The organism is Leifsonia sp. McL0618 (assembly GCF_049994905.1).
Taxonomy (GTDB): domain Bacteria; phylum Actinomycetota; class Actinomycetes; order Actinomycetales; family Microbacteriaceae; genus Diaminobutyricibacter.
The window spans coordinates 2,538,144-2,559,459 of the sequence record NZ_CP188258.1; the positions used below are offsets into that span (position 1 = coordinate 2,538,144).

The 21,316-nt window shown below is 67.6% G+C and carries 26 protein-coding genes; 10 read left to right on the forward strand and 16 right to left on the reverse strand.

The features are described 5' to 3' along the window. Window positions 1-17: 17 nt before the first annotated feature. Both ACPPVQ_RS12150 and ACPPVQ_RS12155 read right to left on the reverse strand, forming a co-directional pair. Window positions 18-407, reverse strand: coding sequence for a VOC family protein (locus ACPPVQ_RS12150; RefSeq protein WP_426515356.1), 390 nt, complete (start codon window positions 405-407; stop codon window positions 18-20). Window positions 408-481: 74 nt separating this feature from the next. Then, window positions 482-1,429 carry a DnaJ domain-containing protein gene (locus tag ACPPVQ_RS12155; protein WP_426521252.1) on the reverse strand — a complete coding sequence of 316 codons (948 nt, stop codon included), beginning with the start codon at window positions 1,427-1,429 and terminating at the stop codon, window positions 482-484. 242 nt (window positions 1,430-1,671) lie between these two features. On the opposite strand from ACPPVQ_RS12155, the gene ACPPVQ_RS12160 reads away from it, so the two are divergent. The 4 genes from ACPPVQ_RS12160 (at window position 1,672) to ACPPVQ_RS12175 (ending at window position 3,779) form a co-directional block, all read left to right on the forward strand. Continuing rightward, the gene (locus ACPPVQ_RS12160) at window positions 1,672-2,043 is read left to right on the forward strand and encodes a glyoxalase superfamily protein (protein ID WP_426515357.1); all 372 of its coding nucleotides are present in this window, start codon (window positions 1,672-1,674) and stop codon (window positions 2,041-2,043) included. Window positions 2,044-2,104: 61 nt separating this feature from the next. Continuing rightward, window positions 2,105-2,482, forward strand: a complete 378-nt coding sequence (locus ACPPVQ_RS12165; protein ID WP_426515358.1) for an ArsR/SmtB family transcription factor — start codon at window positions 2,105-2,107, stop codon at window positions 2,480-2,482. Continuing rightward, window positions 2,479-2,973 (forward strand): SRPBCC family protein, encoded by a 495-nt coding sequence (locus tag ACPPVQ_RS12170; RefSeq protein WP_426515359.1) that lies wholly within the window; start codon window positions 2,479-2,481, stop codon window positions 2,971-2,973. Before ACPPVQ_RS12165 ends, ACPPVQ_RS12170 begins: the two co-directional genes overlap by 4 nt. Next, window positions 2,970-3,779: an alpha/beta fold hydrolase gene (locus ACPPVQ_RS12175; protein WP_426515360.1), complete on the forward strand. Its 810-nt coding sequence runs from the start codon at window positions 2,970-2,972 to the stop codon at window positions 3,777-3,779. Before ACPPVQ_RS12170 ends, ACPPVQ_RS12175 begins: the two co-directional genes overlap by 4 nt. Here ACPPVQ_RS12175 and ACPPVQ_RS12180 read toward each other — a convergent pair. From ACPPVQ_RS12180 to ACPPVQ_RS12205, 6 genes are read right to left on the reverse strand one after another with little or no spacing between them, the layout of a single operon-like run. Further along, window positions 3,769-4,653, reverse strand: a complete 885-nt coding sequence (locus ACPPVQ_RS12180) for a prenyltransferase (RefSeq protein ID WP_426515361.1) — start codon at window positions 4,651-4,653, stop codon at window positions 3,769-3,771. The genes ACPPVQ_RS12175 and ACPPVQ_RS12180 overlap by 11 nt on opposite strands. Then, the gene (locus ACPPVQ_RS12185) at window positions 4,650-4,970 is read right to left on the reverse strand and encodes a lycopene cyclase domain-containing protein (RefSeq protein WP_426515362.1); all 321 of its coding nucleotides are present in this window, start codon (window positions 4,968-4,970) and stop codon (window positions 4,650-4,652) included. The genes ACPPVQ_RS12180 and ACPPVQ_RS12185 overlap by 4 nt, the downstream gene beginning before the upstream one ends. After that, window positions 4,967-5,323: a lycopene cyclase domain-containing protein gene (locus ACPPVQ_RS12190; RefSeq protein WP_426515363.1), complete on the reverse strand. Its 357-nt coding sequence runs from the start codon at window positions 5,321-5,323 to the stop codon at window positions 4,967-4,969. Before ACPPVQ_RS12190 ends, ACPPVQ_RS12185 begins: the two co-directional genes overlap by 4 nt. Continuing rightward, a complete protein-coding gene (crtI, locus tag ACPPVQ_RS12195; RefSeq protein ID WP_426515364.1) occupies window positions 5,320-6,912 on the reverse strand; it encodes a phytoene desaturase family protein in 1,593 nt (530 codons plus the stop codon). The genes ACPPVQ_RS12190 and crtI overlap by 4 nt, the downstream gene beginning before the upstream one ends. Further along, on the reverse strand, window positions 6,909-7,823 hold the full coding sequence (locus ACPPVQ_RS12200) for a phytoene/squalene synthase family protein (RefSeq protein WP_426515365.1): 915 nt from the start codon (window positions 7,821-7,823) through the stop codon (window positions 6,909-6,911). Before ACPPVQ_RS12200 ends, crtI begins: the two co-directional genes overlap by 4 nt. Next, window positions 7,820-8,893, reverse strand: a complete 1,074-nt coding sequence (locus ACPPVQ_RS12205; RefSeq protein WP_426515366.1) for a polyprenyl synthetase family protein — start codon at window positions 8,891-8,893, stop codon at window positions 7,820-7,822. Before ACPPVQ_RS12205 ends, ACPPVQ_RS12200 begins: the two co-directional genes overlap by 4 nt. A gap of 75 nt (window positions 8,894-8,968) precedes the next feature. Here ACPPVQ_RS12205 and ACPPVQ_RS12210 point away from each other — a divergent pair, with 75 nt between their 5' ends. From ACPPVQ_RS12210 to ACPPVQ_RS12220, 3 genes are all read left to right on the forward strand, one after another. Beyond that, window positions 8,969-9,547 carry a MarR family winged helix-turn-helix transcriptional regulator gene (locus ACPPVQ_RS12210; protein WP_426515367.1) on the forward strand — a complete coding sequence of 193 codons (579 nt, stop codon included), beginning with the start codon at window positions 8,969-8,971 and terminating at the stop codon, window positions 9,545-9,547. Window positions 9,548-9,633: 86 nt separating this feature from the next. Then, a complete protein-coding gene (locus tag ACPPVQ_RS12215) occupies window positions 9,634-9,978 on the forward strand; it encodes an ATP-dependent DNA ligase (protein WP_345761098.1) in 345 nt (114 codons plus the stop codon). 108 nt (window positions 9,979-10,086) lie between these two features. Next, entirely contained in the window at window positions 10,087-10,260 is a 174-nt protein-coding gene (locus tag ACPPVQ_RS12220; protein ID WP_426515368.1) for a hypothetical protein, read from the forward strand. 35 nt (window positions 10,261-10,295) lie between these two features. Here the strand turns inward: ACPPVQ_RS12220 and ACPPVQ_RS12225 are convergent, their stop codons facing one another. Beyond that, window positions 10,296-11,207, reverse strand: a complete 912-nt coding sequence (locus ACPPVQ_RS12225) for a sigma-70 family RNA polymerase sigma factor (protein ID WP_426515369.1) — start codon at window positions 11,205-11,207, stop codon at window positions 10,296-10,298. A gap of 193 nt (window positions 11,208-11,400) precedes the next feature. Between ACPPVQ_RS12225 and ACPPVQ_RS12230 the strand changes: the two genes are divergently transcribed. Next, on the forward strand, window positions 11,401-12,876 hold the full coding sequence (locus ACPPVQ_RS12230; RefSeq protein ID WP_426515370.1) for an MFS transporter: 1,476 nt from the start codon (window positions 11,401-11,403) through the stop codon (window positions 12,874-12,876). A 33-nt stretch (window positions 12,877-12,909) separates the two neighbouring features. On the opposite strand, the gene ACPPVQ_RS12235 is transcribed toward ACPPVQ_RS12230, so the two are convergent. Together ACPPVQ_RS12235 and ACPPVQ_RS12240 are read right to left on the reverse strand one after the other, a co-directional pair. Beyond that, window positions 12,910-13,875, reverse strand: a complete 966-nt coding sequence (locus tag ACPPVQ_RS12235) for a DNA topoisomerase IB (protein ID WP_426515371.1) — start codon at window positions 13,873-13,875, stop codon at window positions 12,910-12,912. Continuing rightward, a complete protein-coding gene (locus ACPPVQ_RS12240; RefSeq protein ID WP_426515372.1) occupies window positions 13,872-14,711 on the reverse strand; it encodes a Ku protein in 840 nt (279 codons plus the stop codon). Before ACPPVQ_RS12240 ends, ACPPVQ_RS12235 begins: the two co-directional genes overlap by 4 nt. 86 nt (window positions 14,712-14,797) lie before the next feature. Here ACPPVQ_RS12240 and ACPPVQ_RS12245 point away from each other — a divergent pair, with 86 nt between their 5' ends. Further along, the gene (locus tag ACPPVQ_RS12245; protein ID WP_426515373.1) at window positions 14,798-17,287 is read left to right on the forward strand and encodes an ATP-dependent DNA ligase; all 2,490 of its coding nucleotides are present in this window, start codon (window positions 14,798-14,800) and stop codon (window positions 17,285-17,287) included. Between the two features lie 29 nt (window positions 17,288-17,316). Here ACPPVQ_RS12245 and ACPPVQ_RS12250 read toward each other — a convergent pair whose 3' ends face one another. The 5 genes from ACPPVQ_RS12250 to ACPPVQ_RS12270 are packed head-to-tail and all read right to left on the reverse strand — an operon-like array spanning window position 17,317 to window position 20,694. Continuing rightward, window positions 17,317-17,544: a ferredoxin gene (locus ACPPVQ_RS12250; protein WP_426515374.1), complete on the reverse strand. Its 228-nt coding sequence runs from the start codon at window positions 17,542-17,544 to the stop codon at window positions 17,317-17,319. A gap of 11 nt (window positions 17,545-17,555) precedes the next feature. Beyond that, window positions 17,556-18,812 carry an NADH-ubiquinone oxidoreductase-F iron-sulfur binding region domain-containing protein gene (locus tag ACPPVQ_RS12255; protein ID WP_426515375.1) on the reverse strand — a complete coding sequence of 419 codons (1,257 nt, stop codon included), beginning with the start codon at window positions 18,810-18,812 and terminating at the stop codon, window positions 17,556-17,558. Beyond that, window positions 18,809-19,366, reverse strand: a complete 558-nt coding sequence (locus ACPPVQ_RS12260; protein WP_426515376.1) for a ferric reductase-like transmembrane domain-containing protein — start codon at window positions 19,364-19,366, stop codon at window positions 18,809-18,811. Before ACPPVQ_RS12260 ends, ACPPVQ_RS12255 begins: the two co-directional genes overlap by 4 nt. Beyond that, window positions 19,359-20,315 (reverse strand): FAD:protein FMN transferase, encoded by a 957-nt coding sequence (locus tag ACPPVQ_RS12265; protein ID WP_426515377.1) that lies wholly within the window; start codon window positions 20,313-20,315, stop codon window positions 19,359-19,361. The genes ACPPVQ_RS12260 and ACPPVQ_RS12265 overlap by 8 nt, the downstream gene beginning before the upstream one ends. Before the next feature lies 1 nt (window position 20,316). Next, complete coding sequence (locus ACPPVQ_RS12270) at window positions 20,317-20,694, reverse strand: hypothetical protein (protein WP_426515378.1); 378 nt, start codon at window positions 20,692-20,694, stop codon at window positions 20,317-20,319. Between the two features lie 157 nt (window positions 20,695-20,851). Here ACPPVQ_RS12270 and ACPPVQ_RS12275 point away from each other — a divergent pair, with 157 nt between their 5' ends. Further along, window positions 20,852-21,292, forward strand: coding sequence for a hypothetical protein (locus ACPPVQ_RS12275; RefSeq protein WP_426515379.1), 441 nt, complete (start codon window positions 20,852-20,854; stop codon window positions 21,290-21,292). Window positions 21,293-21,316: the final 24 nt, after the last annotated feature.

The window sequence follows — 21,316 nt, forward strand, 5'->3', positions numbered from 1 at the left end:
GACACGTCAGCCGCGGGTCAGTCCTGCAGCACCGACAGAACGTTGCCTGCCGGGTCGCGGAACCAGGCGATGTCCGGACCCTGCCCCGCGGCCTTCCCGCGTGCGATGCCCTTCTCGTCGGTCGGGAAGGACGAGTCGTCGTAGATTCTCGTGACCACGCCGCGCGCGTTGAGCTCGTCGACGGCCGCGTCGATGTCGTCCACCACGAAGTTGAGGATGGTGAAGCTCGCCGGCTCGTGGTCGGGCTTCGGGTAGACGAAGACGGTTCCGCCGCCGGGCAGCGTCAGGTCGAGGTTGCCCATCGCCCCCTCCTTGATGTCGAGGCCGAGGGTCTCGCCATAGAAGGCCTTCGCCGCCGGGATGTCGTCGACGCTGAAACCGCTGAAGCCGTGGACCGGTGAAAACATGGGGAACTCCTTCACTGGCGGTTCCGTGACCGCCTGCGCTTCACGCTACCCCCAGCTACGGACGCAGCCCCGGCTCAGACGAAGCGGATGCCCTCCTGCAGCCGGGTGCGCAGATCGAACACGCGGTCGACGCTCTGCCGCTCGGCGCCGGATGCACCGTTACGGAGCACCTGCGGCAGCAGGGAGCGGCGCACGAGCAGCGACCCGGAGAGACGCCCGCGCTGGATGCGGTCGAACGGAACGTCGAGTGCGTTGTCGGGTACCACGATGATCAGACCGGTGAAGCGCACGCCGACGAGCCGTGAGAAGGTCTTCGCGTCGCGGTGGAGTTCGTGGAACGGCTCCTCGTCGTCGGCGATGCCCGCGCCGACGAGATCGCCTTTGGAGAGCTTGACGGCCGAACCCCAGTCTTCGCTGCGCATGGCGAAGAGTCCCGCGGGGCCCAGAACGACATGGTCGAGCTTCGAACCGGACTTCGGGTGCACGGCGACGTCGTTCCAGATGGTGTAACCGATGCCGAGCCCCGACACTGCGCGCGCCGTCGCTTCTTCAGCCAGGGCCTTGGCGAGCAGACCGCGGATCTCACGCGGAGCCGATCTCACGAGGGCCGGGTCGTACGGGTCTGCGAGCTCCCTGCCGCGTCCGACCCATTCGCGCATGAGGCGCAGATAGTGTTCGCGGGCCTGTCCGCCGGGGTGGCCGTACGTGCGCGCGCGAACGGCGGTCCCTCGCGGCGACGATGCCGTGAAGGTCGCGCTGAAGCCATGGCCGGACGTGCCGCCCGAGGTGGCGGAAGCCGCATCCGGGATGCTCTCGCCGCGGTCGAACGCGGCCCGGTCGACGGGGTCACCCACGAGTTCCCACGCCCGCTGCACCTCGGTGAAGCGCACCGCGCTCCCACCGGTGTCGGGGTGCGTCTCCCTGAGGAGCCGCCGATAGGCGCGGCGCAGTTCGTCGTGGCTCACCGACGTGCTCACGCCGAGCACCTCATAGGGCGTCGGCGACGCGGGGCTCTCGCTCATGCTGCGTGCGGGTCTTTCCTGGTCCGGTGCGGCCATGGGGCCGCACCATGACGATATCGGGTGGCGGCTCGAAGTCTGCTCACAACTGGCTGTGAGCGGACTGCGCAGACCGTTCACGATTCGAAACTGCACCGATTTTCTATTGCGGCCAGAAAGTGACCGCAATGCTTCCTACGCTGGAAACAGAGAGTACGACGGATCGCGAAACCGTTCGCGATCCAGCACCGAAAGAAGGAAGTGCCATGAACTGGAAGATCGAGCTCATCTTCGTCCCGGTCACCGACGTGGATCGCGCCAAGGCGTTCTATGTCGATCAGGTGGGTTTCCACGACGATTTCGACCAGACCGTGAACGAGAATCTGCGCTTCGTGCAGCTGACTCCCCCGGGGTCGGCATGCTCCATCGCATTCGGCCGCGGTCTCAGCGACATGGAGCCCGGTTCGCAGCGCGGAATCCAGGTCGTCATCCCTGACGCCGAAGAGGCGCGCGCGCACCTCGTCGCGAACGGCGTGGACGCGAGCCCGGTAGATCCGCAGCCCTGGGGCCGTTTCGTCACCTTCTCCGACCCCGACGGCAACCGCTGGACGCTTCAGGAACTGGTCCCGCAGTCTTGACACGACGGCGCTGGGCGGTATATTTGCCATATCAGTTATAGAACCGATTGGTTATACAAATATGGCGACAGACCAGCTCAGTGCCGTCTTCTCGGCGCTGGCCGACCCGACCCGGCGGGAGATCCTCATGCGCCTCATGGACGGCGATGCCAACGTCTCCGAGCTCGCCGAGCCCTTCGCAGTGAGCCAGCCCGCCATCTCGAAGCATCTCAAAGTTCTCGAGGGCGCCGGACTGGTCTCCAGGACCCGGGTCGCGACGTCGCGCCTCAGCCATCTGGAGGCGGAGCCTCTGAAGGAGGCGACGATGTGGATGGAGAGATACAAGCACTTCTGGAACACCAGCTTCGACAAGCTCGACTCCGCCCTTGCCGCCTACCGGGCGAGCGAGGAAGCTGTCGATGACGGCGAAAAGGACGACCGGGAAGGCGGCGACCGATGACCGAGAGCAGGCCGGGCGAGGTCGCAGACACCGACGTCTACATCACTCGGGCGTTCGACGCGCCCCGCGAACTCGTGTGGCGGTTCTTCACCCGTCCCGAGCAGCTGGCGACGTGGTTCGGGCCCACCGGCTTCTCCGTGCCGCGCGACAGCATCGTCGTCGAGCCCGTCGTCGGCGGGCGCTGGGAGCTCACGATGGTGGACGACGCGCATGGCGGCTCCTTTCCCATGCGGGGCACCATCGTCGAATTCGTCGAACCCGAGCTGATCGTGATCGAAGCTTCGGCTGAGACCGGCTTCGGCGACCTCGATGCCGTGACCCTGCGCATCCAGTTCCACGACCACGGTGACCGCACCCGGATCACGCTGCACCAGGGCCCGTTCGACCCCGATGCCCTGCACGCCACCGAGGCGGGCTGGCTCGAATCGTTCGACAAGATCGACAGCATCCTCGCCGCCGGTACCGCCCCAGAGACAGGAGAAGAAGGATGACAGACCAGACAACCCTGGTGACCGAGACCACGACCTCGGCCGACGGCACCACGATCGCATTCGAACGGACCGGCACCGGCCCGGCCCTGGTACAGGTCGACGGCGCCCTCTGCCACCGGGCTTTCGGCCCGTCGCGACCACTCGCGGCTACGCTCGCCGACCAGTACACCGTCTTCAGTTATGACCGGCGCGGTCGCGGAGAGAGCGGCAATACGCTGCCATACAACCCACAGCGGGAGATCGAAGACCTGCAGGCCGTCATGGCCGCCGCCGGCGGCGACGTATACGTCTACGGCAGCTCCTCCGGCGCCGGACTCGCACTCCAGGCGGCCGCCGCCGGTGTACGCATGCGCAGGCTCGCCACCTACGAAGCCCCCTACGTCGCTGCCCGCTGGAAAGACCCGTCGGTCGACCACCTCGCTCACATGAAAGCGCTCATCGCCGAAGACAGACGCGGTGCCGCGGTCAGCTACTTCCTCGTCCCGATGGTCGGCGCACCCGCCTTCGTGCCGGTGATGATGCGGGCGATGCCGAAGGTCTGGAACCAGATGAAGGCGGTCGCGCCGACGCTCCCCTACGACCTCGAAGTGATGGGCACGTTCACGGCACCGGTCGACCGGTTCGCCGCGATCACTGTGCCGACACTCGTGATGGTGGGCGGAAAGGCGCCACAGCCGATGCGCGCGGCGCAGGATGCGGTCGCTACGGCCATCCCCGGCTCGCAGTTCGCCGTGCTGGAAGGCCAGACGCACCAGGTCTCCGAGAAGGCGATCGCGCCGCAGCTGCGGTCGTTCTTCACGGCGTGACGGCGGCGAACCAGATCAGCAGCAGCGTCACGACGAACCCGCACGCGTAATTGATCCAGAGAAAACGCCGCCAGCCGCCGTTCGCACGCTCGGAGTCCGCGTCGCTCACCGACCAGTACGGCGCGGCGGCGAGGATGTACGGCACGGCGAGCAGTGACGCGAGCGGCCCCGGCCAGGCGGTTGCGAGCATCGCGAGCCCGGCAAGAGCCCAGGCCGCGATGGCGAACCGCACCGTTCGCCGGGCGCCGAGTGCGGTCGCGATCGACCTGAGCCCGCCGGCGCGGTCGGGCACGACATCCTGGACCGCGCCGAAGGCGTGACTGCCGATGCCCCAGAGCAGGAAGGCTGCGAGCACCGCCCACAGCTGCATCGTGAACACGGCGTCCGCCAGGACGAGCCCGTACACGGCCGGGCCCACGAAATGGATGCTCGACGTCACCGAGTCGAGGAACGGCACCTCTTTGAACCGCAGGCCAGGGACCGAGTAGGCCAGCAGCGCGAACAGGCTGAACCCGAGGACGAGCCAGGAGGCCGGCGAACCCGCGACGATCAGCCAGACGATGAACGGGGCGTTGACCACCGCTGCGGCGACAAGGACCCGGCGATGGAGCCGCCGGTCGAGAACCGCACCCTCGACTCCCCCTTTGCGCGGATTGCGCTGGTCGGACTCGAAGTCGAAGACGTCGTTGATCCCGTACAGGGCGAGGTTATACGGGACCAGGAAGTAGATGGTGCCGACGACGAAGGTCGCGTCGACGTTTCCCGTCGTCAGCAGGTAGGCGGCGGCGAACGGAAAGGCGGTGTTGATCCAGCTGAGGGGGCGCGAAGCCAGCAGGAGCTGGCGCGCGACGTGCGGGGTGGCTGTGTCGGTCATCCGTCGCCCCTCCTCCGGAAGAGCAGCCACAGCGAGGGCAGCAGGATGACAGCCGCGAGCGGGTAGGCGAGATCCAGGGCCGGCATGAGACCGATCGAGGGCCCGGAGACCTCAGGGCTTGCATACCGCATGAGCCCTACCGCGATCATCAGATTGTCGAAAGCGATGGTCAGGACCACGAGCACGACCGCAGCGATGGCGACAGGCGCGCTCCAGCGGGCGACGAGGGCCCGGCGATCACGCGCACTGGCGACGGCTGCGAGAAACACGACGACGGCGATCGCGAGGAAACCGGCGGCGAGCAGACCGTAGGTCATCCGCGTCGCCTCCCCCGGTCGAGAATGCGGCGGTCGAGAATGCGGCGGTCGAGAATGCGGCGAACCCCGGTGACCAGGACCATCGTGAGATAGCAGAGGAACGCCAGGAAGAAGATCTCCTCGACCGGCAGCTCAGGAGCAATGAGAATGCCGGTGCTGATCGGGGAATCACCGCGCGAGAAGACGCCGAGAGCGATGCCGAGAAGGTCCCAGACGACGAAGAACACCAGCCCGATGACCCCGACGACGGTCGCACGCCACGTGTCACGCCAGAAGAACAAGCGGAACCGGCGATCCAGCAGCACCATGCAGCCGATCGCGCCGATCAGGATGAGGAGGTAGAGGATGCTCACAACGGCTCCGCGAGTGGCCCCGTCGACGTGTCCCCGCGCAACCGCTTCACCACGAGTTCTGCGCTGATCAGGCACATCGGCAGACCTATACCGGGCACCGTGCTGCCGCCCGCGTAATAAAGGCCGGCGACGCGCGACGACGCGTTGCGCCCGCGGAAGAACGCGCTCTGCCGCAGGGTGTGGGCGGGCCCGAGAGCGCCCCCCATCCAGGCGTTCAGGTCGCGCTCGAAATCGGCCGGCCCGACAGTGCGGCGAACGACGATGCGCTCACGGAGGCCGGGGATGCCCGCCCAGACCGCCACCTGGTCGATGGCCGCATCGGCGATGGCCTCCACCTGCGGCGATCCCTCACCGTCGAGACCGCCACTGCCGATCTCCGGGTCGGCTGGCACCGGGACCAGGATGAACAGGTTCTGGGCGCCGGTCGGGGCGACCTCGCCGTCGGTCGCGCTCGGGCGGCAGACGTAGAGCGAGGCCGGCTCGGGCACCGACGGGGGGCTACCGAAGATCCGGCCGAAATCCCCACGCCAGTCGGCCGTGAAGAAGAGGCTGTGGTGGGCGAGTTCGGGCAGATCGCCCGATACGCCGAGGAACACCAGTACGGCACCGGGACCGGACGTGCGGTCATCCCACCACTGCTGCGGGTACGAGCGGTGCTCAGGCGGAAGCAGCACGGTCTCGGTGTGATGCAGGTCGGCGGCCGAGATGACGATCTCAGCAGGGAGCCGCCGCGGCCGCCCCGCGTCGGCGACATCGACGCCGACCACACGCGGCCGGTCGTCCCTGACGGTGAGCACGGCGGATGCGATACTCGTCGCCCGCACGCCCGTCACGATCTCGACGCCCTCGGCCCGCGCGAGCCGCTCCACGCATGCGATGAGAGCGGCGAACCCTCCCCGCGGATACAGCACGCCGTCCTCGAGGTCGAGAACGCTCATCAGGTGGTACATGCTCGGCGCGGCGTAGGGCGAGGTGCCGAGGAACACGGCCGGATAGCCGAGCACCTGCTGCAGTCGGCGGTCGGTCACGTACCGGCGGATGAACCCGTCGAGCGACTGGAGCAGAAGCCGGGCGAGTCTCGGTGTGCGGGCGAGCACGTCGCCGGTCAGCAGGGGCCGGAACGACGCGAACGTGCTGTAGAGGAAGCGGGAGACGGCCATCCGGTAGGTTTCCCGCGCGCTCCGCAGGTAGCGTGCGAGGGCTGCGCCCCCGCCGGGTTCGATGCGTTCGAAGGTCGCGAGGTTCGTCGCGAGGTCTGCGGCGATGTCGAGAGGTTCGGCGTCGCCCTCGAAGAAGACGCGGTAGCCGGGATCGAGCAGCAGCAGGTCGAGTTGTTCCCGTGCGGTCGTGCCGAGAAGGCGGAAGAAGTGGTCGAAGACCTCGGGCATCAGGTACCAGGACGGACCGGTGTCGAAGCGGAAGCCGTCGCACTCCCATGAGCCTGCGCGACCTCCGACCTCAGCGCGTTGTTCGACGACCGTCACGCGATAGCCTTCCCGCGCAAGCAGCGCCGCGGTCGCAAGGCCCGCGATACCCGCCCCGATCACGACCGCCCGCGCTCCCTCTCCGCCTCGGCGGTCGTCCGTCACCGCGCTCCCCCGCCCCACCCGGCGGTGGCGCGGACCAGGATGGCCAGTTTCGTCCGCGTCGGCACGCTCACGCGCGTCACGGCGAGCGAGCGGGCGGGGGTCGCGCGCAGACGGTCGCTGAGCTCCGCGAAGAGGCCGTACGCTGCAGCGATCGCGCGTCGGCAGTTCTCCGGCAGTTCGGGGATCGCCTCGGCGGCGGCCTCGAGATCGGCGTCGATATCCGTGATCACGTCGAGCTTCTGCCGTTCTGTGAGCCGGGCCGGGTCGATACCCGGAAAATAGTTGCGCCCGAGCTCCGACCAGTCGACGGCGAGGTCGCGGAGGAAGTTGATCTTCTGGAACGCCGCTCCCAGACGTCTGGCGCCCGATTCGAGGCGCACCCTGCGGTCACCGGCGACCGGCTGGTCGGCGAGGAACGCGCGCAGGCACATGAGCCCGATCACCTCTGCGGAACCGTAGATGTACGCCGCCAGTTCGTCTGACGAGAAATCCACCGGGCTGAGATCGCGACGCATCGACTGGAAGAACGGCGCGGTCAGATCGAACCCGATACCGATCTGCCGTGCCGTCGTCGCGAAAGCATGGACGACGAGATTGGTGCTGTAGCCGGTGCGCATCGCCCTCACCGTCTCCGTCTCGAGCGCGTCGAGCAGTTCACGCTGCCCCGCGAGGTCGAGTCCCGCCTGCCCAGCGGCGCCGTCGACGATCTCGTCGGCGATGCGCACCAGGGCGTAGATGTCCTCGACCTGTGGTCGCACGGTCGGCGCGAGCAGGCGGGTCGCCATCCCGAACGAGGTCGAATACTCGTGGATGACGCGGGCCGAGCTCGCGTGCGCCGCACGGCGGTAGAGGGCCAGGTCGGTCAGATGCGCGGCCCGCGCGCGCGTCAGGTCCGCCGTCGCGCGTGTCACGCCACCCTCCCGATGCAGGTGTCTGCGAACAGCCCGAGTTGCGACGCGAGCCCGGAGGGCAAGGCCGGAACGTCGAGTGCAGCAACGGCTTCGCGCACATAATCGGCCACGAGGGACTCGACGAATGCGCGGGCGCCGCAGCGCTCGAGCGCAGCACGGAGGGCCGCGGCGTCGTCGTGGCCGAGGTCGGGGCGGCCGAGCAAGAGGTCGATCACCGCCCACTCCTCGGTCCCCCTCGCGTAGGCGATGATCGGCGTCTCCTTGCCCTGCCGCAGGTCGCCGATGACGCTCTTGCCGGTGACGTCCTCCGCGCCGAACGTGCCGAGGAGGTCGTCGCCGAGCTGGAAGGCCACACCGAGCCGCCGGCCGTACTCCGCCAGCGCCCGGGTGCATGCGTGATCCGCCTCGGCCAAAACAGCTCCCGCGGTCAGCGGCGCCTCGAAGGAATACGCCGCCGTCTTGCGTTCGCTCATCGCGAGAACATCGGTGAGGCGGGCGTCGCTCATGCCGACGCTGTATGCGACGTCGGCGAGTTCACCGCCTGCCGTCACGAAGAGGCCGTCGTCGAGCACGTCGAGCAACGCGACGCGGGTCGCGTGGTCGACATCGAGCCGGGCGACCAGGGACTGCGCATAGTGGATGAGCAGGTCGCCGGCCAGGATCGCCGCCGTGCTCCCCCACTGTGCGGCTCGTGCCCCGCTGATCGCCCGACGCCTCGCGTCTGCCCGGAACTCACCGACGAGGTTCGGTGCACCCCGCCGCACCTCGTCGCCGTCTATCACGTCGTCGTGCAGGAGAAAGCCCGTGTGGAGCAGCTCGAAAGCGACGGCAAGGTCGATGGCTGCTGCAGCATCCGATCCACCCAGGCCCTGGTGGGCGGCGAGCACGAGGGCCGGGCGGGTGCGTTTGCCTCCATGGGCCGCGCGGGACGCCGCCCGCCAGAGGTGCTCGTACTCGCTGCCGTACCCGGCCGCGTCGGCCACCCGCTCAGCGAAGAAGTCCTGGATGCGCTGCTCGACATCGCCGGCCTGATCGAGCCGTGAGGCCGGAGACTCCGTCTGGGTCCACATGACTCCACCATCCTTAGCTAGCCAAGTTAGTAAATAACTTAGCACGCTTCTTGCCGGAAGGAATAGGATGATTCCATGGCATCGGGACGAGACGACGCACGGAGGATCTCCGGGTCGTTACTCGACCCCCGTGTGATCGATCCGCGGCAGGAACTGGTCGTCCACGACGATCTCAGCGAGAGGGACCTCGAGCAGGTCGTTGCGGTGCTCACGGCGATCCGCGACTGGCGGGAAGCCGAGCAACGCCTCAACTTCGAGTCGCGTACCAACATGAAACTCAACGAGACCGACATGCGGGCCCTGCGGTACATCATCGCTTCGATGAACCAGGGCGTCGAGGTCACGGCCGGCGCGCTCGCCGAACACTTGCACGTCTCGACGGCGTCCACCACCAAACTCCTCGACCGGCTCGAACACGCCGGTCACATCGAGCGCCATGCGCACCCCACAGACCGGCGGGCGATCACGATCGCGATCACAGACGAGACGCACCAACAGGTGCGGCGCACGGTCGGCCGGCAGCACGCGAGGCGCTTCGACGTCGCAAAAGGGCTGACTCCCCAGGAGCGCGACGTGGTCATCCGCTTTCTCACCGACCTCAGCGCGATCGCCGACACCCCGGCGGATGACGCCGAGCCAGGATCTGGCAAATAACGGACACAGGGGGCTTGACAAAGTCGTCGCATCCTGCATTGCCCCAGAAATGCCTGCAGTGCGATGCTGTGTTGTAGTTTCTGTGCATGGGCAAGCTGATTTATGGCACGACGACCGAGATCGGATTCGAAGACCGCGTCCTGGCGCACCTGCAGATCGTGATCGGCTTGAAGCTGCGCCGCAAGGAGGGCTTCTTCTTCTCGTGGCGCGATGAGCAGAGCGTCGGAGACGGTCGCAGCGCGATCTGGATCGACCCGGCCATCCCCCTGTTGTTCCGGTACAACGGGGGTCGGCAGCCCAAGATCAACAAGGAATGGCTCGAGGCACTCACCCTCTCGTCCAACAGCGCTCAGGGGCTTCAGCTGACGGAAGAGATCGGGGCACTCGGACGCGACGAGGCGAGCGCAGAGATCACCCAGCAACGTCGATAGCAGCAACTGGGGACGACTGCAGGTTGTCCTGCGGCGTCTGGGCGCCTAGCGTGGGTGGTGAGGTGCCGAAAGCGGCACTGGAAGAAGCAGGAAGCGAGGCTGAAGCTCATGACAGCCACAGACTCCGGAACCCCAGGTTCCGGAACCCCGGGAGACGCGACGCCGACCAGCGCCCCCGCGGGAGGAGCGACGGCCGACGACGCCGAAACCGAGGGTGAGCGCCCGGGCGACATCCCCTTCGACCAGGCCACGGCGGAACACGAGAACCCCGACCTCGCCTGAGGCGACGGTCTTCGCCCGCCGGAGAGCGGCCCTGATCAGGCCAGGTACTCGCGGAGTTCCGGGCAGCGCAGTCGTTCGAGGCTTCTGGTCTCGAGTTGGCGTACGCGCTCCCTGGTGATCCCGTAGAGTTCGCCGACCTCGTCGAGCGTCAGCGGCTTGTGCCCGTCGAGGCCGAAGCGGAGCCGCACGACGCGCGCGTCGCGCGGCGGAAGGGTGCTCAGACGCCTTTCGAGGTCCTCGTGACGGAACGACAGTTCGACCGCTTCATGCGGACCGGGGAAGTCCTCGTCTTCGATGAGGTCACCCAGTTCGGCGCCGTCGTTCTCCCCGACCGGGACCGCGAGGGAGACGGTCTCGGAGTTGCTGCGTTCCAGCTTGCGCACCTGGTCGGGATGGAGGTTCGACGCCTCCGACAACTCGGTGAGCGTCGGGGTGCGGCCCAACTCGCCGCCCAGATCGCGGCGGATGCGGTCCAGCTTGTCGATCTTCTCGACCGTGTGCACCGGGATGCGGATCATGCGCGCGGTATCGGCGATGCCGCGCAGGATCGACTGGCGTATCCACCAGGTCGCATAGGTCGAGAACTTGTTGCCGGTGCGGTGGTCGAACTTCTCGACCGCACGCACCAGGCCGAGGTTGCCTTCCTGGATCAGGTCCATTACGGGCAGCCCGCGTCCCGCATAGCGCTTGGCGATGCTCACGACCAGGCGCAGGTTCGATTCGATGAACCGATCGAAGGCCCTGCGGCCGTCCTCGGCAAGGTACATCAGTTCCCGCCGTTGTGCCGGCGTCAGGCCGGGACGGGTGAGGAGGCGCTCATCGGCGAGCACGCCCACTTCGATGCGCATGGCGAGAGAGACTTCCTCTTCGGCCGTCAACAGCCGGGTGCGACCGATGGAATTGAGATAGTCGCGAACCGGATCAGTCGTTACTTCGAGCGCAGTCATGTCGGTCTCCGTGTCTTCTCTTGTCGTGGTCCGGCTACGATCGGGCATCCGGGCCACGCCAAGGGTAAACATGTGTGAGATACCCCGGACAAGGGGTTGACAACGCATCATCTGATCAGCTAGGCCGACAACCACCGGCCGCTCTGATAGTCAACCCCTGACCTTGGTGCGCCCTCTTCAGTACCTTCGAACCGTGACCACCGACGCGACGAAGCTCAAGACCATCACGACCCTCATCCCGGCCCGCCTGGACAGACTGCCCTGGTCACGCTTCCACTGGCTCGTCGTGATCGGACTGGGCACCGTCTGGATCCTGGACGGGCTCGAAGTCACCATCGTCGGCGCGGTCGGCAGCAGGCTTACAGAACCGTCGAGCGGGCTGGGACTCACGACCGCGCAAGTCGGTCTTGCCGCGGCGATCTACGTGGCAGGCGCCTGCACCGGCGCACTCGTCTTCGGCTACCTCACCGACCGCTTCGGACGCAAACGCCTCTTCATCATCACCCTCGGGCTCTACCTGGTCGCGACCGTCGCGACGGCCTTCGCCTTCACGCCGGTCTTCTTCTTCATCTGCCGGTTCTTCACCGGGGCCGGCATCGGCGGAGAATACGCGGCCATCAATTCGGCGATCGACGAACTGATCCCGGCCCGCCGTCGCGGCGCGGTCGACCTGGCGATCAATGGCTCGTACTGGCTGGGCACCGCCTTCGGCGCCGTGCTGACGGTGTTCCTTCTCGACACGAGCATCTTCCCGCCTGCGCTCGGCTGGCGCCTCGCGTTCGGGCTCGGGGCATTGCTGGGGCTCGTCATCCTCCTGGTGCGGCGGAACGTGCCGGAGTCGCCGCGCTGGATGTTCATCCACGGGCAGGACGAGGGCGCGGAGAAGCTGGTCGGGCGGATCGAGCACGACATCGAGGAGGAGACCGGGGACACCCTTCCGGAGGTCGCCTGGGACAAGGGGATCGAGATCCGCCAGCGGCGTTCGACCGGATTCGGCGAGATCATCCGCGTCGGGTTCAGCACGTACCCTAAACGCAGCGTGCTCAGTCTGTCGCTCTTCATCGGCCAGGCCTTCCTCTACAACGCCGTCTTCTTCACCTACGCGCTCGTGCTCACCAAGCTGCTCGGTGTGCCCGCCGATGTCGCACCCTGGTCGCTTGTTCCGATCGCTCTCGGCAATTTCCTCGGCCCGATCGCGCTCGGCCGCCTGTTCGACTCCGTCGGCCGCAAGGTGATGATCTCCGTGTCGTACATCGGCTCCGGCCTGCTCCTGGTCGGCACGGCGATGCTCTTCTCCGCGGGCCTACTCGATGCGTTCTGGCTCACGATCTGCTGGATGATCGTGTTCTTCTTCGCGTCCGCCGGGGCCAGCGCCGCCTATCTGACAGCGAGCGAGATCTTTCCGATGGAGACCCGCGCGATGGCGATCGCCTTCTTCTATGCTGTCGGAACCGGCATCGGCGGGATCATCGGGCCGATCCTCTTCGGACAGCTGATCAGCGGTGGAATCCAGGCGGTCGCGATCGGCTACTACATCGGCGCGGGCCTGATGATCGCAGCGGGCCTCGTCGAAGTTGTGCTCGGTGTCGATGCGGAGCGCAAGACCCTCGAGGACATCGCCACGCCGCTGTCGGCATCGAACGGCGAGGACACGGCCGGCGGCCACTGAGCCGCGACCATTGAGTCGATGGCAGTACGCGCGTCAGCCGATGAGCTCGATCAGGGCGCCCTCGGGAGCGCGTCTCCCGCCGGCGTCGATGACCTCGCCGGCCCGGTAGCGGTCGAAGACGCGAGGGTCGATGTAGCTGTTGCGGGCGACCGCGGGCGTGTTACCGAGGGCGTCGGCGGTCTCGGCGACCGCTGAGGTCATCCGCTTCCTGCGCTGCGCATCGGAACCCGCCGTGCCCAGCTGTGCGAGGGCGGTCGCTGCGACGATCGTGCCGTGCAGAGTACGGAAGTCCTTCGCTGTGAACTCGCCACCGGTCTTCGCCCGGATGTACTCGTTCACCGATGCCGGGCGGATGGTGTGCCACTGCGTGTCGCGCCAGGCCAGCAGCCGGGAGCGCGGCCCGCGCGCCTCGGTGATCTCGTTGAGCAGGGCGGCGACGTCTTCATCCACCACCGTCGAGATCCACTTCTGCCCGCTCTTTGCCGGAAACGTGAGCGTCACCGCGTCGCCATCGATCCGGGCGTGCCTGCACAGCAACGTGGTCAGGCCTCGACTGCCGTTCACCTCGAGGTAGTCCTCACTGCCGATCCGCAGCGAACCGAGATCGATGATGCGGAAAGCTGCCGCAAGGGTGCGGTCCCGCGCAAAGTCGTCCGCGCGCAGGTCGCGGGTGACCCGGCCGCGCGCGGTCGGGAGCGTCTGCGCGAGTTGCAGCGCCCGATCGAACTTGATGCGGTCCTGGCGAACACGCCACGACTCGTGGTACAGGTACTGGCGCCGCCCGGCCGGGTCGGTTCCGACGGCCTGGATGTGCCCGTTGGCGTCGGCGCAGATCCAGACGTCGACCCACGCCGGCGGGATGACGAGCGAACGGATGCGCTCCAGCTCGCGCTCGTCGGCGATAGCGTTCCCGGCCTCGTCGACGTACCGCGGGCCCTTCTTCGACGCCAGACGCCGATAGCCCGGCCCCGCAGGATCGCTGTGGCGGAGCCGCGTCACGCGGGCTTGCGCTTCTTGGCCGTCTGCGCCTTCGCCGGCTTCTTCGATGCGCGGCTGCGCTCGACACTGCGTTGGAGGGCATCCATGAGGTCGATGACCTCCCCGCCGCCGGCCTGCTTCTCCGCCTCTTCGCCGAACGTCTCCGCCGTGTCCAGGGTGTCGCCGCGCTCGAGCTTTGCATCGATGAGCTTGCGCAGCTCCTCCTGGTATTCGTCCGCGTACTTCTCCGGCGCGAAGTCGCCGGCGAAACTCTCCATGAGGGCGTTCGAGAGGTCGAGCTCCCGGTCGGTCAGCCGCGTGCGCTCCTCGAGGGCGGGGAAGCTCGCCTCGCGCACCTCGTCGTCCCACAGCAGCGCCTGGAGCATGAGCACGTCGCCGTGGACCCGGAGGGCGCCCAGGCGGGTCTTCTGCCGCAGCGCGAACAGCACGATCGCGGTACGGTCCGCATCCTCGAGCGTGCGGCGCAGCAGCGTGTACGCTTTCACCGATTTCGAGTCGGGCTCGAGATAATAGCTTCGGTCGAACATGATCGGGTCGATCTGGTCGCTGGGCACGAACTCGACGACGTCGATCTCGCGGCTGCGTTCGGCGGGCAGCGACGCGAGGTCCTCGTCGGTGAGGATGATCGTCTTGTCCCCCGCCTCGAATGCCTTCGCAATGTGCTCGTACGGGATGATCTTGCCGTCGATCTCGCAACGGCGCTGATACCGGATACGCCCGCCGTCCGCGTCGTGCACCTGGTGCAGCTGCACGTCGTGGTCCTCTGTCGCGCTGTACACCTTGACCGGTACGTTCACGAGTCCGAAGGTGATGGCGCCCGTCCAAATGGCCCTCATGGCACCTATTCCACCACTGATCGGCCTTCTTTCAACCTTTACTTGGTGTTTTGGCCCGGCGTAGCGTGGTGGCGGATGGGGGTGGCATGGCGAACAACGACACCGAGGTCGTCGACATCGACGGTCGGCGGCTCAAGCTGACCAACCTCGACAAGGTGATGTATCCCGCGACGGGGACCACCAAAGCCGAAGTCATCCACTACTACGCGACGATCGCCGACGTCATGCTCCCGCACACGCGCGGGCGGCCCGCAACCCGTAAACGCTGGGTGCACGGCGTCGGAACGGCAGACGAGCCGGGCGAAGTGTTCTTCCAGAAGAACCTCGACTCTTCGGCGCCCGACTGGCTGCACCGCGGCACGATCACCCACAAGACCAGCACCAACACCTACCCGCTCGTCGACGACCGGGCGACCCTCGTCTGGCTGGCGCAGATCGCGTCGCTGGAGATCCACGTGCCGCAGTGGCGCTTCGGGCGCAACGGCCAGCCGAGGAATCCCGACCGGATGGTGCTCGACCTCGACCCGGGCGAGGGGGTGACGCTGTCGGATTGCGCGGAGGTCGCACGGTATGCCCGCGACATCCTGACCGACATGGGGCTGGATCCGCTGCCCGTCACCAGCGGCAGCAAGGGCATCCACCTGTACGCGGCGCTCGACGGAATCCAGAATTCGGATGCGGTGTCGGCGGTCGCCCACGAACTCGCGCGGGCGCTCGAAGCCGACCATCCCGAGCTGGTCGTCAGCGACATGAAGAGGGCGATTCGCGCGGGCAAGGTGTTCGTCGACTGGAGCCAGAACAACGCTGCCAAGACCACTATCGCGCCCTACTCGTTGCGGGGCCGCCTCCACCCGACCGTCGCCGCACCGCGCACCTGGAAAGAACTCGAAGCGAAGGACCTCGCACACCTCGACTTCGAGGAAGTACTGCGCCGGGTGAAGAAGCGCGGTGACCTGCTCGCCGGGCTGTCGGCGAGCGGCGACGACCCGCATGCGGCCGCCGCCGACCGCCTGACGTCGTACCGCAGCAAGCGCGACGCTTCGAAGACCCCCGAGCCGGTGCCGGAGACGGTTGAACACTCGACGACCGGGCGCACATTCGTCATCCAGGAGCACCACGCGCGGCGACTGCACTGGGACTTCCGCCTCGAGCACGATGGGGTACTGGTCAGCTGGGCGCTTCCGAAGGGAGTTCCGACCGATACCGGCACCAACCATCTCGCCGTTCACGTCGAAGACCACCCCCTGGAGTACGGGGCCTTCGAGGGAAACATTCCGCACGGGGAATATGGCGCAGGCCACGTCGACATCTGGGATGCAGGCGACTACGACCTCGAGAAATGGCGTGACGGCAAAGAGGTCATCGTCACCCTCCACGGGTCGCACGACGGCGGCCTCGACGGCGATAAGCGGTTCGCGCTCATCCACACCGGCGGCGAAGGAAAGGCCGACCAGAACTGGCTCATCCACCTGATGAAGCCGGCCGATGCCGACGACGGCCACGCGGACAAGGGCCACGCCAAGGACAGCCGCGCCAGGCCGGGCCGCGCGAAGACAGCTGCTGCTGGGACGAAACGGGATGCCGCCACGCCGGCGCCGCGCGCCTCGGCGTCGAACATCGCCCCGATGCTCGCAACCCTCGGAAGCCCGGCGGACATCTTCGACGAATCGGACTGGGCGTTCGAGATGAAGTGGGACGGCATCCGCGCGATCGCCACCGTCGACAGCAGCGGGCTTCATCTCACGAGCCGCAACGGAATCGATCAAACCGTCAGCTACCCCGAACTTCAGCAGCTCGTCGCCCTGGTCGGCGACCACGAGGCCGTGCTCGACGGGGAGGTCGTGACCCTCGACCACCGGGGACGGCCCGACTTCGGACTGCTGCAGACGCGGATGAAGCTCACCCGGCCCCACGAGGTGGAGGCCGCGGCGAAGCGGGCGCCCGCCCACTTCATGCTCTTCGACCTGCTCGAACTCGACGGAACGACACTGGTGAAGCGGCCATACGACGATCGGCGCGACGCCCTGCAGAAGCTGGTGCGCCCTTCCAGGGACAGCAGCATCCAGGTTCCGCCCGCGTTCGCTGGCGACCTCGCGCACGCCGTCGCCAGCAGCAAGGAGCTCGGCCTGGAAGGGGTGATGGCGAAGGAGCGCGACGGCACGTACACCCCCGGGCGCCGGTCGCGCGTCTGGATCAAGATCAAGAACCATCGCGATCTGGAGGTCGTGATCGTCGGCTGGCGGCCCGGGAACGGGCGGCGCTCCGACACGATCGGATCGCTCCTGCTCGGATTCCCCGACGGCGACAAGCTCCGCTATGTCGGCCGCGTCGGGACCGGGTTCACGGATGCCGAACTCGACGACCTGATGAAACTGCTGAAACCGAGGGCGCGCAAGACCAGTCCGGCGACCGAAGTGCCCTCACTGGATGCTCGTGACGCGCACTGGGTGCGCCCCGACCTCGTCGGCGAGGTCGAGTTCGCCGAGTGGACCCCCACCCGCAGGCTCCGGCAGCCGTCCTGGCGTGGCCTGCGCCCCGACAAGTCCGTCGCCGACATCAACCTCACGGAGGAGTAGGACGGCGGCGCAGGGTCGGCGGCGGCCACTCAGTCCGTGAGCAGACGCAGCGCCACGAGGGGGCAAAGTGCCACCGCTTCGTTCGCGGCCTCGAGGTCGTTCGTCCCGATCGGGATGTCGCTGCGAGCAGCAGGATCCCCTTTCAGGGCCACCGGGTAGCCCCACTCATCACGTCCGATCAGCCGCGGAAGCAGTTCTGCGCACAGTCCCCGACCGTCGCAGGCCGTCCAGTCGATGTGCAGTCGCGTCGAAGCCATCTCCTGTCCTCTCACACCCGGGCTGCGCGCGTGCAGCGGCCCGACAGGTGCGCGGTGACATCGTCATGGAAGGCGACGAGCGCACTCTGTACGAGGCGCGCCGTGCCGTCGGGATGATGGCAGGCGCCACGGCCGGTGACCGAGTCGGCCAGGCGGGCGGCGTCGGCCACCCCATCCCGCCTCATCCGGCCGGCGGCAAGCGCCGACATCCGCTCGGCGAGAGCAGGGAGACCGAACATGCACGGTCCGCACTGCCCGGCGGACTCGCCGGCCAGGTATTCGACGATCTCTGCGGTCGCCGCGAGACCGCATCGGTGGCGTCCGATCACGATGATGACGCCGGCGCCCGGCTGGGCCCCGACGGATGCGAGACCCGTGGTCGAGAAGGGGACGTCGAGCTGGCTTCCCCGGAGCCACGTTCCGTGGTAGCCGCCCACGAGCACAGCCGAGACTCCATTGCGATCGACCCCGGCGGCAGCGAGGATGTCCGCCAGCGGCATGCCGCCGGCGATCTCCAGGACCCCTTCGCGGCCGACGTCGCCCGACACCGTGACCAGCCGCGTTCCCGGGTCCCGGGTCGACCCGACCGAGCGGAACCAGTCCGCGCCGTGTCGCGCGATCAGGCCCAGGTGCGCAAGCGTCTCGACGTTGTGCACCAGCGTCGGGCGCTTGCGCAAACCGCTCTCGCTGAGACGGCGGATGTGGTCGCGCGGCCGGGCGTCGTCGTTCTCGATCGAGTTCACCGCTGCCGACGCCTCGCCGGAGATGAAGGTGTCCGGTGCGGCCATGAGCGTGATCCCGCGGGCATCACGGCGTTCGGCCACGGCCGCCCGAACCGAGTCGAGGCCTTTCGCGGAGGCGTACACGTAGAGGCGCGATGTTCCCAGGGCTGCGCCCGCAGCCAGGAGCCCGTCGATGACCAGGTGAGGCGCGTTCGTGAGAAGGACGGCATCCTTCCAGCTTCGTGGTTCGCCTTCGGCCCCGTTGGCGATCACGGTTGCTGAGCCGCCGAACGAGCGCTCCCCCGACGCTGTCGCCGTCGCGGCGAGCTTTCGCCACGCGGCGAACCCTGCGCCACCACGCCCGGTCAGCCCGGAACGTTCCAGCTCGTGCAGCAGCCCGGGTGCGACGGCACGTGGATCGACATCTCCGTGAACACGCAGGTGGGTCGCGTAATCGGCCGATGCGCCGGCGGCGAAAAGACGATTCAGGCTCACGGCGGCGTCTCCCTGCTGTCGAACGCGAGGGGTCTCTTCGAGGATGGTCACGAGAGGGTCTCCTGTCGGGTACGTGCGGTCTCGGCGAAGCGGGCCGAGAGGCGCCAGATGATGGCAGCGAGGACGAGGGCGGTGGCGACCACGGAGAACAGGATGAACCATCCGCTCGTCCCGTTGGTGCCGTTCCCGATCGAGTGGAGCATCGCGACCGGCCACATGACGTAAGTGAACCAGTGCACGAACCGGAAGGCGCGGGCGCCGATCCGTCGTCTCAGCAGTCCTGTCACGACGATGGCGATCACCAGGTCGAAGGCGACCGTGCCGAGCCCCTGCCACAGCGGCTTGAACGAACCCACGAACGGGATGACCACATCGGTGAGGGTGAGCTTCGAGAACGGGTCGAGGATCAGGGTGCCCACGTGAAGCACGAGGAAGACGGATGCGAGCAGTGCGACGTTTCGGTGCACGAGCGAGACCGAGAAGCGCGGCATCCCGGGAAGCGGACGACCGGAACGGTTGGTGATTCCGAGCAGCACCGAAACGGTGAAAAGTATCAGGGCGATGATGCCGCTGGCGCGGCCGAATGCCCAGAGCGCCTCATTCATGGACCACCGCCACGGGGTGCTGCGCGTCTTCCGCCGGCCAGTTGCCGGTGAAGACGACGCGACCGAAGCGGTCGACGAGCCGGGCATCCGCACCGAGTCCTTCGAGCCAGGCGGGAGCGCCCGTTCCACGGACGATCGAGGCGGTGCTGAGGGCGTTGGCACGCAGGCACGACGTCGACGCCACAGTCACGCTGCGCCAGACGGGCTCCGCCGGAAGGCCGAACTGCGGGTCGAGGATGTGGTGGCGGGGCATCCCGGACTGGCTCCAGCGCCGCTTGCGCGTGCTCGACGTCGCCATCGCGAGCCCCGCGGGCAATGCGACCTGCTGGGCGGGATCGGCCGGCGTGTCCTGCACCAGGATCTCCCAGTGCGAATCGATCGCCGGGCCTGCCGTCGCGATGTCGCCGCCGAGTGAGATGAGCACTCCACAGCCGAGCTCGTCGGCGATCCGGTCCACGACACGGTCAGCGGCGAAAGCCTTCGCTGTGGCGCCGAGGTCGAGCCGCAGGTCGTCGGGAACGCTGAGCCGATCCCCGTCGAGGTCGATCCGACGCCAGCCCGCGCCGTGGCGCTGAACGCTCACGCTCACGCCGGTCGGCAGATCGCCATCGCCCGGAGGGTCGAGGCGGGCGATATCGCGGTCATAGCCGAGCGCGAGCAGGTCGTTGCCGAGTGTCGGATCGACCGAGCCCTCCGTCAGTGCCGCCGCCCAGAGCGCCGCACGGACGAGGTCGGCGAGCATCGGGCTCACCGGCACCGGCGCCCCGGAACGGGCCGCGGACTGCAGTACGGACAGTTCGGAGTCGGCGCGGAACCGGCTGCACGCCAACTCGACCGCCTCGACCGTCTCATGCGCGATCTGTTCGGCCCGGGCGAGCACACTCGGCTTCGTCACGACGAGGTGAGCGGATGTGCTCCACAGCTGCCAGGAGGCTGTTGCGGCATTCATGTCACGACCCCGAGGACTGGCCCTGCGAAGGGCCGCCCTGGCTCTGGCCCACCGACGGGGCCGACTGCGACGAGCCCGACGACGAGGAATCGGACGACGAGGACCCCGAGGAGTCCGAGCCGTTCGACGAAGAATCGCTGCCGTTCGACGAGCCGGACGACGACGAGCCGGACGACGAGGTTCCGGACGACGAGGTTCCGGACGATGAGGTTCCGGACGATGATCCGGTCGAACCCGAGGAGCCCGAGGTCGTCGACCCTGTGGCCTGCGTGCCCGAGAAGAGCACGGCCGAGGTGATTCCTGCGGCGGCCAGGCTCGACAACCCGATGATCGATGTCACCTTGACGGCAGTGCGCTTGCCTGCTGAACGTGAATCCATGTGTCCCCACCTCCGGTGTCGTGCGATTGGTTCTGTGCGATGAATCAACTTTCGGACAGCCGCGTCCGAGGCCGCTGAGCGTTACCCATCATTTGTCTAAGACACGATGGCCGGCGCGCTTCGCGGTGAAGGGTGGTCGCAGCGTAGGATTCTGGCTGTGAGCCAAGCACAGATCGCATCCTCCCCGTACCCCATCGAGGTCGTCGAAGACGACGAGGTGGGCGGTCTCGTCCGCAGCCTCAGCGCAGAACTGCCGAGCGCTCTCGGCAACCTCCTCGCCACGATCGTCGTGCTGGCGACGCTGGTGCTGGGCATCTGGAGCCTCGTCGCCACCTGGACCTACCAGCCGCAGAACGCGCTGCCGCTCTTCCAGATGTCCGTGGCCGGCACCGTCGTCGCGCTCAACGCGATCTACGCCCGCCGCACCTTCAGCTACGTGATCACCCTCATTGGCGCGATCCTCTGGCTCTGGGTCTCCGTCACCCCGTTCCTGCCGTTCTTCCAGGTCGTGCTCCAGTCGGTCACCGTGACGATCATGCTCGTGGGTGTCGTCTTCTCGCTCGCAGCAGTACAACTCAGCAAGAAACCGCGATTCTGAGCGGCCGGATCCGCGACGAAAGCG

Coding starts and splice junctions, on each gene's coding strand:
- ACPPVQ_RS12150 (WP_426515356.1), bottom strand. CDS start 407: ATGTTTTCACCGGTCCACGGCTTCAGCGGTTTCAGCGTCGACGACATC.
- ACPPVQ_RS12155 (WP_426521252.1), bottom strand. CDS start 1,429: ATGAGCGAGAGCCCCGCGTCGCCGACGCCCTATGAGGTGCTCGGCGTG.
- ACPPVQ_RS12160 (WP_426515357.1), top strand. CDS start 1,672: ATGAACTGGAAGATCGAGCTCATCTTCGTCCCGGTCACCGACGTGGAT.
- ACPPVQ_RS12165 (WP_426515358.1), top strand. CDS start 2,105: ATGGCGACAGACCAGCTCAGTGCCGTCTTCTCGGCGCTGGCCGACCCG.
- ACPPVQ_RS12170 (WP_426515359.1), top strand. CDS start 2,479: ATGACCGAGAGCAGGCCGGGCGAGGTCGCAGACACCGACGTCTACATC.
- ACPPVQ_RS12175 (WP_426515360.1), top strand. CDS start 2,970: ATGACAGACCAGACAACCCTGGTGACCGAGACCACGACCTCGGCCGAC.
- ACPPVQ_RS12180 (WP_426515361.1), bottom strand. CDS start 4,653: ATGACCGACACAGCCACCCCGCACGTCGCGCGCCAGCTCCTGCTGGCT.
- ACPPVQ_RS12185 (WP_426515362.1), bottom strand. CDS start 4,970: ATGACCTACGGTCTGCTCGCCGCCGGTTTCCTCGCGATCGCCGTCGTC.
- ACPPVQ_RS12205 (WP_426515366.1), bottom strand. CDS start 8,893: ATGTGGACCCAGACGGAGTCTCCGGCCTCACGGCTCGATCAGGCCGGC.
- ACPPVQ_RS12210 (WP_426515367.1), top strand. CDS start 8,969: ATGGCATCGGGACGAGACGACGCACGGAGGATCTCCGGGTCGTTACTC.
- ACPPVQ_RS12215 (WP_345761098.1), top strand. CDS start 9,634: ATGGGCAAGCTGATTTATGGCACGACGACCGAGATCGGATTCGAAGAC.
- ACPPVQ_RS12220 (WP_426515368.1), top strand. CDS start 10,087: ATGACAGCCACAGACTCCGGAACCCCAGGTTCCGGAACCCCGGGAGAC.
- ACPPVQ_RS12225 (WP_426515369.1), bottom strand. CDS start 11,207: ATGACTGCGCTCGAAGTAACGACTGATCCGGTTCGCGACTATCTCAAT.
- ACPPVQ_RS12240 (WP_426515372.1), bottom strand. CDS start 14,711: ATGAGGGCCATTTGGACGGGCGCCATCACCTTCGGACTCGTGAACGTA.
- ACPPVQ_RS12245 (WP_426515373.1), top strand. CDS start 14,798: ATGGCGAACAACGACACCGAGGTCGTCGACATCGACGGTCGGCGGCTC.
- ACPPVQ_RS12250 (WP_426515374.1), bottom strand. CDS start 17,544: ATGGCTTCGACGCGACTGCACATCGACTGGACGGCCTGCGACGGTCGG.
- ACPPVQ_RS12260 (WP_426515376.1), bottom strand. CDS start 19,366: ATGAATGAGGCGCTCTGGGCATTCGGCCGCGCCAGCGGCATCATCGCC.
- ACPPVQ_RS12265 (WP_426515377.1), bottom strand. CDS start 20,315: ATGAATGCCGCAACAGCCTCCTGGCAGCTGTGGAGCACATCCGCTCAC.
- ACPPVQ_RS12270 (WP_426515378.1), bottom strand. CDS start 20,694: ATGGATTCACGTTCAGCAGGCAAGCGCACTGCCGTCAAGGTGACATCG.